This is a genomic window from Streptomyces sp. 3214.6, assembly GCF_900129855.1.
GTDB lineage: Bacteria > Actinomycetota > Actinomycetes > Streptomycetales > Streptomycetaceae > Streptomyces > Streptomyces soliscabiei.
In genome coordinates this window covers 3,594,134-3,607,264 of the sequence record NZ_LT670819.1, presented here as the reverse complement: position 1 = coordinate 3,607,264, position 13,131 = coordinate 3,594,134, and the positions used below count along the sequence as shown (strand labels likewise).

Annotated in this window: 8 protein-coding genes; 4 read left to right on the top strand and 4 right to left on the bottom strand. The window is 70.5% G+C overall.

Features of this window, described 5'->3' with window-relative positions; genetic code table 11:
- Window positions 1-251 precede the first annotated feature (251 nt).
- Window positions 252-2,723 carry a transglycosylase domain-containing protein gene (locus B5557_RS15975; protein ID WP_173877690.1) on the top strand — a complete coding sequence of 824 codons (2,472 nt, stop codon included), beginning with the start codon at window positions 252-254 and terminating at the stop codon, window positions 2,721-2,723.
- A gap of 141 nt (window positions 2,724-2,864) precedes the next feature.
- Here the strand turns inward: B5557_RS15975 and B5557_RS15970 are convergent, their stop codons facing one another.
- The 4 genes from B5557_RS15970 to B5557_RS15955 form a co-directional block, all read right to left on the bottom strand.
- Window positions 2,865-4,997, bottom strand: coding sequence for a SpoIIE family protein phosphatase (locus tag B5557_RS15970; protein ID WP_079660005.1), 2,133 nt, complete (start codon window positions 4,995-4,997; stop codon window positions 2,865-2,867).
- A 316-nt stretch (window positions 4,998-5,313) separates the two neighbouring features.
- Complete coding sequence (gene fomD, locus B5557_RS15965) at window positions 5,314-6,006, bottom strand: cytidylyl-2-hydroxypropylphosphonate hydrolase (protein ID WP_079660004.1); 693 nt, start codon at window positions 6,004-6,006, stop codon at window positions 5,314-5,316.
- A gap of 73 nt (window positions 6,007-6,079) precedes the next feature.
- A complete protein-coding gene (locus B5557_RS15960) occupies window positions 6,080-7,465 on the bottom strand; it encodes a class II fumarate hydratase (RefSeq protein ID WP_079660002.1) in 1,386 nt (461 codons plus the stop codon).
- A 78-nt stretch (window positions 7,466-7,543) separates the two neighbouring features.
- Window positions 7,544-9,742, bottom strand: coding sequence for an MMPL family transporter (locus tag B5557_RS15955; protein WP_079660001.1), 2,199 nt, complete (start codon window positions 9,740-9,742; stop codon window positions 7,544-7,546).
- A 344-nt stretch (window positions 9,743-10,086) separates the two neighbouring features.
- On the opposite strand from B5557_RS15955, the gene B5557_RS15950 reads away from it, so the two are divergent.
- The 3 genes from B5557_RS15950 (at window position 10,087) to B5557_RS15940 (ending at window position 12,736) form a co-directional block, all read left to right on the top strand.
- A complete protein-coding gene (locus B5557_RS15950) occupies window positions 10,087-11,493 on the top strand; it encodes a flavin monoamine oxidase family protein (RefSeq protein ID WP_079659999.1) in 1,407 nt (468 codons plus the stop codon).
- A 35-nt stretch (window positions 11,494-11,528) separates the two neighbouring features.
- Window positions 11,529-12,014, top strand: coding sequence for an SRPBCC family protein (locus tag B5557_RS15945; RefSeq protein ID WP_079659998.1), 486 nt, complete (start codon window positions 11,529-11,531; stop codon window positions 12,012-12,014).
- Window positions 12,015-12,148: 134 nt separating this feature from the next.
- Window positions 12,149-12,736, top strand: coding sequence for a TetR/AcrR family transcriptional regulator (locus tag B5557_RS15940; protein ID WP_079659996.1), 588 nt, complete (start codon window positions 12,149-12,151; stop codon window positions 12,734-12,736).
- Window positions 12,737-13,131 lie beyond the last annotated feature (395 nt).

Genomic DNA, 13,131 nt, shown 5'->3' with positions numbered 1-13,131 from the left:
TAATCTGTTAACGGCTGCCTAGCTAAGTGATATCACTTTACTGCGTCGCGGCAACCCTGTGCCCCTCTCGTACGTCGAATCGGTGGGGACGTTCTGCCGGTTCCACCGGTCGGGGTGCTGATTCTCACGCCCCCCGAACACCGGATCTGCAGCCCCTCGTCATAGACAGCGGTGTTAGCTTTCTGAGCTGACCTGCCCCTGCCCACGGGCACTGGTGTGACTGCCGAGTAGGAAGCGGAGCGAGCGGACTCATGGGACGAGCGGAAGAGAGACGAGCGCGACAGCGCGGTGGCCGCCGCGCCGCGCCCAGGAACCGCTCGACGGAGACGGAGTCCGTGGCGCCCCCCACCACCGGGACCGCCACCGGGACCGCGGCGAGGACCGCGACCCGGAGCGCCTCCGAGGCCGCCCCCGAGACCGCCCCCGCGGTCGGCGGGCGCGCGGCGGCCCGCAAGAGCGCGAAGAAGGGCGGCAGGGGCGCGAAGGGCAAGGCCGGCAAGAAGAACAAGAGCTTCATACGCCGGCTCTTCACCTGGAAGAAGATCCTCGGCACGTTCCTCTTCATGACCGCCGCCGTCATCGGCGCCTTCATCTGGCTGTACGTCAGCACGCCGATCCCCAAGGGCAACCCCGACGCCGACCTGCAGAGCAACGTCTACAAGTACGGCAACGGCGCGATCCTCGCCCGCGACGGCGACGTCAACCGGGAGAACGTCGACCTCGCCACGATCCCCAAGCCGGTCCAGCACACCTTCGTCGCCGCCGAGAACAAGAGCTTCTACACCGACGCGGGCGTCGACCTCAAGGGCACCGCCCGCGGTGTCCTCAACACGCTGATGGGCAAGGGCGCGCAGGGCGGCTCGACCATCACCCAGCAGTACGTCAAGAACTACTACCTGACCCAGGAACAGACCGTCACGCGCAAGCTGAAGGAACTGGTCATCTCCCTGAAGCTGGACCGGGAGAAGGACAAGGACTACATCCTGGCCGGCTACATCAACACCAGCTACTACGGCCGCGGCGCCTACGGCATCCAGGCCGCCGCCCAGGCCTACTACCGCGTCGACGCCGACAAGCTCTCCGTCGAGCAGGGCGCCTACCTCGCCGCGCTGCTCCAGGCGCCCAGCCAGTACGACTGGGCCTCCGCCTCCGACACCGGCAAGCGGCTGGTCCAGGCCCGCTGGAACTACGTCCTCGACAACATGGTCGGGCAGGACTGGCTCGACAAGTCCAAGCGCGAGGCCATGAAGTTCCCGATCCCCAAGGACCCCAAGGCCGCCCCCGGCAAGGAGGGCCAGGTCGGCTACCTGGTCGACGCGGCCAACGCCGAACTCGCCAGACAGCTCGTCGCCAACGGCACCGCCGAGAACTACGAGGCGGGCGCGGCCCTGGTCAGCAAGGGCGGCTGGAACATCGAGCTCAACATCATCCCGAGCAAGCAGAAGGCGCTGGAGACGGCGGTCAAGGAACAGCTGACCAGCAAGCTGGACAAGAAGAAACGCCCGGTCGACGGCGACGTCCAGGCCGGCGCGGTGTCGGTGAACCCGAAGACCGGCGCGGTCGAGGCGATGTACGGCGGTACGAGTTACACCGACCACTACCTCAACAACGCCACCCGCACCGACTACCAGCCCGCCTCCACCTTCAAGCCGGTGATCCTCGCCGCGGCCTTCGACGAGAATGCCGTGACGCAGAAGGACGAGAAGATCACCGCCAACACGATCTACGACGGCACCAGCAAGCGCCCGGTCGTCGGCAGCGACATCGGCTTCGCCCCGGAGAACGAGGACGACCAGGACTACGGCCCCGTCACCGTCCAGACGGCGCTGAACAAGTCCATCAACTCCGTCTTCGCGCAGATGGGCGTGGACGTCGGCATGGACAAGGTGCTGAAGGTCGCCGACGACCTCGGCATGGACACCAAGGACCTGAAGGCGGTCCCGGCCCAGACCCTCGGCACCATGGGCGCGAGCCCCCTGCAGATGGCCGGTGTCTACGCCACCCTCGACAACCACGGCAAGAAGGTCACCCCGTCGCTCCTCAAGTCGGCGGAGAACAGCGTCCACCCGACGTTCAAGCTCGCGTCGCCCATCGGCGCGCAGGTCATCAACCGCGAGGCCGCGGACTCGGTCACCTCGGTGCTCACCGGCGTGGTCGACGACGGTACGGCGAAGAAGTCCGTGCGGGACAACCCGCTGCGCAAGGGCCAGAAGGTCGCGGGCAAGACGGGTACCTCCGACAACAACAAGTCGGCCTGGTTCACCGGCTACACCCCCGACCTGGTCACCTCGGTCGGCCTGTTCGGCGAGTCGGCCAAGCCCCCGCACCCCCAGGTCACGCTGACCGGCGCGACGACCGGCGTGACCACGGTCGACGGCCGTATCAACGGCGGTGGCTTCCCGGCGCAGATCTGGGCGGCGTACACCTTCGGCGTCTCCACCAAGGTCAGCAAGTTCGACCTGGAGACCGACCAGGGCGCGGCGGTCCAGACGGCGTCCCCGTCGCCGTCCTCCTCGCCGTCGCCGAGTTCCTCGCCGTCGAACTCGCCGAAGCCGAGTTCGTCCCCGTCGAACTCGCCGAAGCCGAGTTCGTCCCCGTCGAACTCGCCGAAGCCGAGTTCGTCGCCGTCCAACTCGCCGTCGGGCAACACCTCGTCGGGACCCAGCACAAACCCCCCGTCGACCGGCTCGCCGGATCCGGATAATCCGATCTTGGGCCAGTAGCGGCCTCGGCCGGCAGGCAAACAGCACAGAGGGCGCCCGGAACACTCCGGGCGCCCTCTCTCACCTAGGGGGTGCGGTGCTGTATCGATATGCGGCTCCGCCGCGTGGGCGCGACCAGCCCCCCACCGGCCCGCAGCCGAATCACGAGCGATTCAACTCGAACCACACCACCTTGCCGGTGCTCAGCCGCGTGGCCCCCCAGCGCCGGGCGAGCCGGTTCACCAGATACAGGCCGCGCCCGCCCTCGTCGGTCGCCCGGGCCTGCCGCAGCCGGGGCAGCTGGGGCACGTCGTCCCCCACCTCGCAGCGCAGCACGTCGGTCCGCAGCAACCGCAGCGTCACCGGCCGCGTGGCATACCGCACCGCGTTGGTGACGACCTCGCTGACCAGCAGCTCGACGGAGTCCGTCATGTCCTCCAGACCCCAGCGGGACAGCGCCCGACGGGCCAGCCGACGGGCCCGGCCGGGAGCCGCGTCCTCCGGTTCCAGGTACCAGTACGCCACATCGCTCGGCGCGATCCCGTCGAACCGGGCCGCGAGCAGCGCGATGTCGTCGTCCCGGTCGCCCGGGCCGAGCATGTCGAGCACCTCGTCGCACAGGGCTTCGAGCGGCGGCGGATGGTCCGGCCCGGTCAGCTGGGCCGTCGCGGCGAGCTTCTCGCGCAGCTGCTCTATGCCGGTCGCCACGTCCCGCAGCCGGGACTCCACCAGCCCGTCGGTGTACAGCAGCAGCGTCGCCCCGGCCGGCGCGTCCAGCTCCACCGCCTCGAAGTCGACCCCGCCGACGCCGATCGGCGCGCCCGGCGGCACCCGCAGCACCTCGGCCCGGCCGCCCAGATGCAGCAGGACGGGCGGCGGATGGCCCGCGTTGGCGATGGTGATGCGATGCGATACCGGGTCGTAGACGGCGTACAGGCAGGTCGCCATGCGGTCGGTGCCCAGCCGCTGGGCCTGCTCGTCCAGGTGGTGCAGGACCTCCTGTGGGGGCAGATCGAGACCGGCCAGCGTCTGGGCCGTCGTGCGCAGCTGCCCCATGATGGCCGCCGACGTCATGGAGTGCCCCATCACGTCGCCCACCACCAGCGCCACCCGGCTGCCGGGCAGCGGGATGGCGTCGTACCAGTCGCCGCCGACCCGTGCCGTCTCCGCCGCGGGCAGGTACCGGGACGCCAGCCGGACGCCCGTGGGACGCGGCAGGGTCTCCGGCAGCATCGTGCGCTGCAACTCGTCGGCGATGTACGCCTCACGGTCGTACAGCACCGCCTTGTCGATGCCGAGCGCACTGTGCGTGGCCAGCTGCGCGGCCACCAGCAGATCGTCGTTCTCGAACGGGAGGCGCTCAGGACGGCGCAGGAAGACCGCGGCGCCGATCACCCGGCGTCGGCCGCGCAACGGGGCCAGGATCGCCCGCTGGCCGCCCGGGACGACCAATGTGCTGTCCTCGCCCAGGAGTTCGGGCAGCGCGGCGCGCGCGGCCGGATTGTCCGCGAACACCGGACGCACCCCGCGGAGCACCTCCGCCAGCGCACCGCCGGGCCGCACCTCGCACATGTCCCCGACCGAGGCCGACAGCTCGGCGGTCAGCTCACCCGGCTCCGGCGGCGGCAGCGCCAGCGCCGCGAAACCCGTCTCGGTGTCCCGCTCCTCGGGGATGCGGTCGGTGCGGCGCAGCCGCAGCATGATGCGGTCCGCGGCCGGCCGCTCGTCGCCGACGGGCAACGGGTCGCGCAGATAGACCAGGATCGCGTCGGAGAAGGTCGGCACGGTGGCCCGGCACAGCCCCATCACGATCTCGTCGAGGTCCAGTCCGCGGGCGATCCGCCGGGTCGCTGCGCCCACGAAGCGCAGCCGGTCCCCGTCCCGCCGCATCGGCGTGGGCCGGCCGGGCTGCGCCGTCGCCGCCGCCCCGCGCCGCTCCTGGCCGCCGGGACCCCGTTCCGCGTGCGGGTCCGTGCCCGGCTGGGCCGGGATGGACTCGGGCACGGGACGCGGCCGGTGAGTGTCCGGCTCGGCGGACACCGAAGGCTGGGAGTGCTCGGTCTCGGCGGAGGAGCCGGCCTCCGTCCCGGTCGTGTCCTTGCCCGCTGCTCCCTGGCCGCTCTGGCCGCCCATGTTGCCCTTTCCACCCTTGCCGCACGGCGTCGTCGTACCCGAGGCGTCGGGTGGTAAGGCGGACGGGGCCGCAGTGGGCTCCGGGGTACGCAGGAGAGCCCCACGGGGGTCCGTGGGGTCGACGCCCTGGGGGCGTTCGTAGGAGAGGGGCTGCTCCGTCACGCGTGTCGAATCCGTCCGTCCGGGGCTGCACGCCGCGCGCGCAGTTGGTCCCGCAGGAAACCCGATACCCGGAATACGTGTCCCCGGAACGGAAATCCCGCGTGGTCAGAGGTTGTTCCTGTGTCACCGGTGGCCCGCGCGCGACCCTGTGGGCCGACGACGGACGTCCCTGCGGTGTTGCCCTCGTACCCCTCGATCACGTCCTGCCGCCCCTCGGTGACGTACGGTCAGACCCGGCGTCTGCTCCGGGAGTTACTGCCAGCGTGCCTTGCGGAGGACGATCCTACGTTTGTTGCCCGGGGGCGCATCAAGGGTCTCATGTGGACAGGTGCGCGGGCGTACGGTCCCAGTCCTCCGGCAGCAACGGTACGGCCCAGGACGGATCCGGGCGCCAGTGCTGCCAGCCCTCGTCGAACGGCGACCCCCACGCACGGATCACCTCCACCGCCCTGCGGCCCGCCTCCCGCACCTGTTCGGCGACCGCCGCGTCCATCAGACCGTCCTGCTGGGCCTGCGCGAACTCGTCCTCGTCGCGCCAGCCCCAACTGCGGTCCGGGTAGACGCAGATGTCCAGAAAGTGGTCCTCCGAGTCCACCCCGCCGGCCCAACGAGCCAGCGGCTGCTCAAGATTGACGTACCAGTTCTTGAATCGCCAGCCCGGCTCCCAGAACAGCCACACCGACCAGGGCTCGCCGGGCCGGGCCAACTTCAGCACGCCGGTGCCGAACCAGTGGGCGCGCTGCACCGTCCGCGGCTTGGTGTACCGGGTGTGCAGCGGCTCCTGGTGCAGCGGCGTGCCGTCGGCGAGAACGGGCCGCACGCACTGCGTGCCCGGGGCCATCCACACGGCGAGCACGTCCTCGTCGTCCCGCACGACGGTGACCGGGCGGGCGATGTGGAAGCGTGCTCCGCCGTTCTCCCGGTAGCGCCACAGGATCCGGTCCCCGGGCTCCCAGAAGACCGCCGCACCGCCCGTTCCCCTGCGTCTCATCGCTCCACCGTCTGCCATGCACAGATATTAGGTGCCATGGACATACGACGCTGCGGCGCGCGTCACGGTTCGCGCGCCGGAGCGCGAAAGGTTACGGGTGCGTCATCCGCAGGACATCCAGGGCCTCGTCGAGCTGCTGCAGCGTCAGGTCGCCCCGCTCCACGTACCCTCCGTCGAGGACGGCCTCCCGGATCGTCTTCTGTTCCGCGAGGGCCTTCTTGGCGACCTTCGCGGCCTCCTCGTACCCCAGGTACTTGTTCAGCGGCGTGACCACCGACGGCGAGGACTCGGCGTACTCACGGGCGCGCTCGCGGTGTGCGACGATCCCGTCGATCGTCCGGTCCGCCAGCAGCCGCGACACGTTGGCGAGCAGCCGGACCGACTCCAGGACGTTCTTGGCGATCACCGGCAGCATGACGTTGAGCTCGAAGTTGCCCGCCGCGCCGGCGGTGGCGACCGTGGCGTCGTTGCCCACGACCTGCGCGGCGACCATCAGCACGGCCTCCGGGATCACCGGGTTCACCTTGCCGGGCATGATCGACGAGCCGGGCTGGAGGTCCGGCAGGCTGATCTCGGCCAGTCCGGTGCGCGGTCCCGAGGACATCCACCGCAGATCGTTGGCGATCTTCGTCAGTCCGACCGCGATGGTCCGCAGCTGCCCGCTGGTCTCGACGATCCCGTCCCGCGCGCCCTGCGCCTCGAAGTGGTCGCGCGCCTCGGTCAGCGGCAGACCGGTGACCCGGGCGACCTCCTCGATGACGGCGGCGGAGAAGCCCGGCGGCGTGTTGATCCCGGTGCCCACGGCGGTGCCGCCCAGCGGCAGCTCGGCGAGGCGCGGGAGGGAGGCGTGCAGCCGCTCCACGCCGTACCGCACCTGCGCGGCGTACCCGCCGAACTCCTGGCCCAGGGTGACGGGCGTGGCGTCCATCAGATGCGTCCGCCCCGACTTCACCACGTCGGCGAACTCCCGCGACTTGCGGGTGAGGGCGTCGGCGAGGTGCTCCAGAGCGGGCACCAGGTCGCGGGTGACGGCGGCGGTGGCGGCGATGTGGATCGACGAGGGGAACACGTCGTTGGACGACTGCGAGGCGTTGACGTGGTCGTTGGGGTGCACCTCCCGCCCCAGCCGCTCACCGGCCAGCGTGGCGATGACCTCGTTGGTGTTCATGTTGGACGAGGTCCCGGAGCCGGTCTGGAACACGTCGACCGGGAAGTGCTCGTCCCACCGCCCCTCGGCGACCTCCCCGGCGGCTTCCTGGATCGCCTCGGCGATCTCCTTGTCGAGCACCCCGAGTTCCGCGTTCACCTTGGCGGCGGCGCCCTTGATCCGGGCCAGCGCCTCGATGTGCGCGCGCTCGATGCGCTGCCCGGAGACGGGGAAGTTCTCGACGGCGCGCTGCGTCTGGGCCCGCCACTTGGCGTCCGCCGGGACGCGTACCTCGCCCATGGAGTCGTGCTCGATCCGGTATTCGCTCATGCCTGTAGAGCGATCAGGGAGGCACGGTTGTTCCGGACCTCACCCGTACGCGGTGGATCCGCCGGGTGCGCAGCCGGTTCAGGAGACTCGCTCGGGCTCCTTGGGCTGCACCTGCGGGGCCTTCTGGAGGCGTGTGCCTTCTACGTCGAGGTCGGGCAGGACGCGGTCGAGCCAGGCGGGGAGCCACCAGGCGTGCCGTCCGGCGAGGGCGAGGACTGCCGGCACGAGGGTCAGGCGGACGGCGAAGGCGTCGATGGCGACGCCGACGGCGAGCGCGAAGGCGATGGGCTTGATCAGGGCGTCGTCGAGCGGGAAGAACCCGGCGAAGACGGTGAACATGATCAGGGCGGCCGCGGTGACGACCCGGACGCTGTGCCGCGCGCCGTCGATCACCGATCCGCGGGCCACGCCGGTGTGGACCCACTCCTCCCGCATCCCGGAGACGAGGAACACCTCGTAGTCCATGGCGAGTCCGAAGAGCACACCGATCAGGATGATCGGCAGGAAGCTGACGACGGGACCGGTGTGGGCGAGGCCGAGGGTGTCCGCCAGCCAGCCCCACTGGAACAGGGCGACGACCAGGCCGAGCGAGGCAGCCACCGACAGCAGGAATCCGACGGCGGCCTTGAGCGGGACGACCAGCGAGCGGAACACCATGGTCAGCAGGATCAGGCTCAGGCCGACGACGATCGCCATGAACGGCAGCAGGGAGTCGCTGAGGCGGTTGGAGACATCGATGTTGACGGCGGTGGTGCCGGTGACCGCGACCGTCGCTCCGGTTGTCTCGCGGATGTCCGGGGCGGCGGCACGGATGTCGCGGACGAGCCGGTCGGTGCGGGCGCTGTCGGGACCGGTCTTCGGGATGACCTGGATGACGGTCTGCGCGGGATCGCGTGTGGGCACGGGGGGCAGGACCGCCTTGACCCCCTTGAGGTCCCGCAGCTTCTGCGCGGTCTGAGCACCCGCGTGCGCCCCCGACCCCTTGTCGGTCTCGGTCAGCACCAGGAGTGGGCCGTTGAAGCCGGGGCCGAACTTGTCGTTGACCGTGTCGTACGCCTTGCGTTCGGTGGAGGTGACCGGGGCCGAGCCGTTGTCCGGCAGGGCGAGGCGCAGGTCCGCCGCGGGGAGCGCTAGTGCGACGAGGATGCCGGCGACAGCCAGGACGGTGAGCAGGGGCTTGGCGACGACGGTCCTCACCCAGCGGGCGCCCAGGGGCGCCCTGCCGGAGGATCCGTCAGGATCGGTGGCCTGCCGGGCCCCCTTGCTGCCGGGCTTCGGGGTCAACCGGATGCCGGCGAATCCGGCGAGGGCCGGGAGCAGGGTGATCGCGGCCAGGACCGCGACGAGGACGGCTCCGGCGGCACCGAGACCCATCACGGTCAGGAACGGGATGCCGATGACGCTGAGTGCGGCCAGGGCGATGATCACGGTGCTGCCGGCGAAGACGACCGCGCTGCCGGCCGTGCCGTTGGCCAGCGCGATGGACTCCTGCGGGTCGGTTCCGCGGGCGAGCTGCTGGCGGTGGCGGGTCAGGATGAACAGGATGTAGTCGATGCCCACGGCCAGCCCCAGCATCAGGGCAAGCGTGACGGCGGTGGAGGAGATGCTCACCGCCGGAGTGAGGGCGAGCAGCCCGGCAAGTCCCACGGCCACGCCGAGCAGGGCGGGCAGCAGCGACATGCCCGCGGCGAGCAGGGAGCCGAAGGTGACGACGAGGACGAGCACGGCGACGGCGACACCGATGATCTCGGACGGGCCTATGTGCACGCCGTTGCTGCCGTAAGCACTGCCGCCCACCGAGGTCTTGAGCCCGCTCTTCTCGGCCGTCTCGGCCGCCCGTTCGATCACGTGCAGGGATGCAGGGTGTACCTCGGCCCGCTGCACCGAGTACTGCACCTGCACGATCGCCGTGCTCCGGTCGGCAGAGACAGCCCCGGACTGGCTCGGGCCCATGACGGCTTTGACCTGGGGCGCCTTCGCAGCCGCCCTCTCGGTTCCGGCGATGGCCGCGGTGTAGGAGGCCTCGGTGATGTGGTGGCCCTTGGGCGCGGTGAAGACGATCTGGGCGCCCGCTCCGGAGGCTTCGGGCAGCGTCTTTCCGAGCGTGTCCAGGGCGCGCTGCGACTCGGTGCCCGGCACGGTGAAGCGGTCGTCGAGCTTGCCGCCGAAGACGCCGGCGCACGTGATGAGCGCGGCCAGGACCACGAGCCAGATACCGAGCACCAGCTTGCGATGGCGGTAGGCACTGCGGCCCAGCCGATGGAGCAGGACTGCCATGGCGAACTCCCAAGGTCGGTAAGGGATTTCCCGGACGTCTCGGCGCGGGCGCGGGACGAAGGGCGGGGTGGGTCGGCCCGCGCCGTCGAGCGGGCACGGGCATGAGGCATGCCGGTGCCGTGGGCGGCATCGAGCTGCTTCGAGCACCGACTTTATCACTTGCTCAAGTCGTACGACCAAATCATCCAACTTGAACCTTCGACATTGTCGATCGACCATGTCATCTGTATGGTGATGGCCACCGGAGCCCGCCGCCCCCGGGAAGCGCCAGGTCATGGGCCTGCGCCACTCTCCCCGCGGAGCACGTCCGCAGCGCCGGGACCACCCCAGGGCAAGGAGTGATCATGAGCAGCACGCAGAACAGGGACATCGCCACGGCGCACCACGCCCGCAGGGCGGATGTGGTGGTGATCGGTGCGGGGCTGGCCGGTCTGGCCGCGGCACGGGAGCTCGTCGCGGCGGGCAAGTCCGTGGCCGTGCTGGAGGCCCGTGACCGGGTCGGCGGCCGGCTGCTCAACCACGACCTCGGCGACGGTCAAGTGACCGAGATCGGCGGGCAGTTCGTGGGCCCCACCCAGGACCACATCCTGGCGCTGGCCAAGGAGGTCGGCGTGGCCACCTACCAGGCCGCCGTCCCCGGCGAGACCGTCTACGTGCACGACGGCAAGGCCAAGCGGTTCACGGGGCACACCCCTCCGGACCTGTTCGCGCTGCCGGACATGGGTATCGCCCTGGCCCGCATCGGCCAGGCTGCGGCCAAGGTGGACCCGGCCGCCCCCTGGAAGGCCCCGAACGCCCGTGAACTGGACGGCATGACCTACGAGACCTGGCTGCGCAAGGCCGAGATCACCGGCGCCGCCGTCGATCTGGTCAACATCTTCCTGAACTCCGCGTACGGCGGGGAGGCGCGCGACGCGTCGGCCCTGTTCAGCCTCTGGTACGTCTCGGCGTTCGGCAACGAGGCCAACCCCGGCACCATGGAGCGCGGCACCGGCACCACCGGAGGCGCCCAGGACAGCCGCTTCGTCGGCGGCTCACAGCTCGTCGCCCAGCGCCTCGCCGAAGAACTCGACGGCCGCGTCCACCTGTCGGCGCCGGTGCGGCGCGTCAGCCAGGACTCCACCGGTGTCACCGTGGTCTCCGACGCCGGTGACTGGCGGGCCGACCGAGTGATCGTCGCCGTACCGCCGCTGGTGGCCTCGCGGATCGTGTGGGACCCGCTGCTGCCGGCCCAGCAGGACCAGCTCTTCCAGCGACTGCCGTTCGGCACCCTCATGAAGTGTGTCGCCATCTACGACAAGCCGTTCTGGCGGGAGGACGGGCTCTCCGGCATGGGCCTGCTGCGCGGCGGCTCCCCCATCCGCGAGATGTTCGACAACACCCCGCCCGACAGCGGACCGGGCGTCCTGATGGGCTTCCTCGGCGGCCGGGAATGGCGCAAGTGGGCCCACCGCCCGGCCGCCGAGCGCCGAGGCGCCGTCCTGCGCTGCTTCGCCCAGGTCGTCGGGGACCGCGCCTTCGACACCGTCGACTACGTCGAGCAGGACTGGACCGCCGAGCAGTGGACCCAGGGCGGCCCCACCTCCGTCGCCGCCCCCGGCGTGCTCACCGACTTCGGCCAGTGGATGGGCCGCCCCCACGGCCGCGTGCACTGGGCGGGCGCCGAGTTCTCCCCCTACTGGAACGGCTACATGGACGGCGCGGTCCGCTCCGGCAAGCACACCGCCACCGAACTCCTCCACCAGAACTGAGCGCAAGAAGTACCGACAAGCAAGGGAACCCTGCCATGAACCGTTTCGTCGTCGCCGAGACCGCCGTCATCGACGCCCCCCTCGGGCGGGTCTGGAACGTCATCTCCCGCACCGACCGGTACGCCGAGTGGGTCGCCGGAGCCATAGAGGTCACCGACCACCACGGCGTCGCCACCGTCGGCAAGACCTACTCCGAGCGCAACCGCACCCTCGGCCCGCTCAAGACCGACTCGGTCTGGACCGTCAGGGAGATCGAGCCCTTCAAGCGCCGCGTCGACACCGGCGCCGGATTCGCCCCACTCCAGGACGTCACCAACATCTTCGAGTTCCGCCCGGTCCAGAGCGCCGACGGCCGGGAGGCGACGGAGATGCTCTACCAGGTCGAGTACACCATCGGCCTCGGCCCGCTGGGCCTGCTCCTCGACTCCATACAGCAGCCCGCGATGCGCGCCGGCATGCGCACCTCCATGGCCAACCTCAACACCCTGCTCCGTTCCGAGGCGTCGAGGACGGCTCGCTAACAGGCGGCGAATGCTCCTGGGCCGGCGGCCGGTCCGCCCGTCCGACCGGCCGCCGGCCCAGGAGCGGCCATCATCATGTACCGCTGATTTGTCGAGCGACCTGTTCGACAGACTGAGTCGGATAGGATCGCGTCATGGCTCATGTATCCACGGCGGAGCGCCGCCCGCAACTGATCAAGGCGGCCATCGGCCTCATGGCCAGGGAGGGCGTCGCCGCCGGCAGCACCCGCGCCATCGCCGCCGAGCTCGGCGTGGCACAGGCGACCGTGCACTACACCTTCGGCACGAAGGAGGAGCTGTACCGGGCCGTCATGGAACAGCTCACGCGCGACCTCATCGACCAGGTGACACGGGCCGCGCCCACGGACGCAAGCTTCGAGGAAACCATCGTCACGCTCGCCGAAGCACTCTGGCGTACCGTGCTCGAACAGCCCGCCTCGCACCAGCTGCTCACCGAGCTGAGCATGTTCGCCCTGCGTACGCCACACCTGAAGGAGGCTCTTCAGAGCCACTACAGCGAGATCCTGGCGGTGACGACGAAGCTGGTCGAGCAGGCCGCCGAACGCACCGGTCACCGGCTCGGCCAGCCCGCTGAGACGATCGCGAGGTTCTTCCTGGCCGGCTTCGACGGACTGACGATGCAGCACCTCTCCCTGCCGGACGAGGAAGCCGAGCGTGTCTGCCTGCGGTCCTTGGTCTCGGCCGTCCTGGCCATGGCCTGAGGTCGCTCGGCGATCACGACGCCGCACCGCGGCCTCCATCCCCAGCAGGGCGCTCACGGTCTGCGCAGCGGCCGGCGTGGGGTGCAGCGGTCGCATGGATGGGCGGCCGGACGCAGGGAGCAGACCGCTTTGGGTTTCTTCTTCGTGGTCAGGCCGCCGCGCGACCGTCCGAGGCCGTGGTCGTCCGGCTCGGTGTCGATGCCGCCGGGAGACTCTTTCTGGAGATCCCCTTTTTGCGGGGGCCCGCGGCGTGCTGATGGGCGCGGCAGACGGTGGAGTCCACGCCGGCGTCCCAGATGATCAAGCCCTTCGCCTCAGCCTCGGTCCGGAGCTGTTCCAGAAGCCGCTTCCACGTCCCGTTGCGCTGCCATCGCCGGAACCGGTTGATCGGCGGC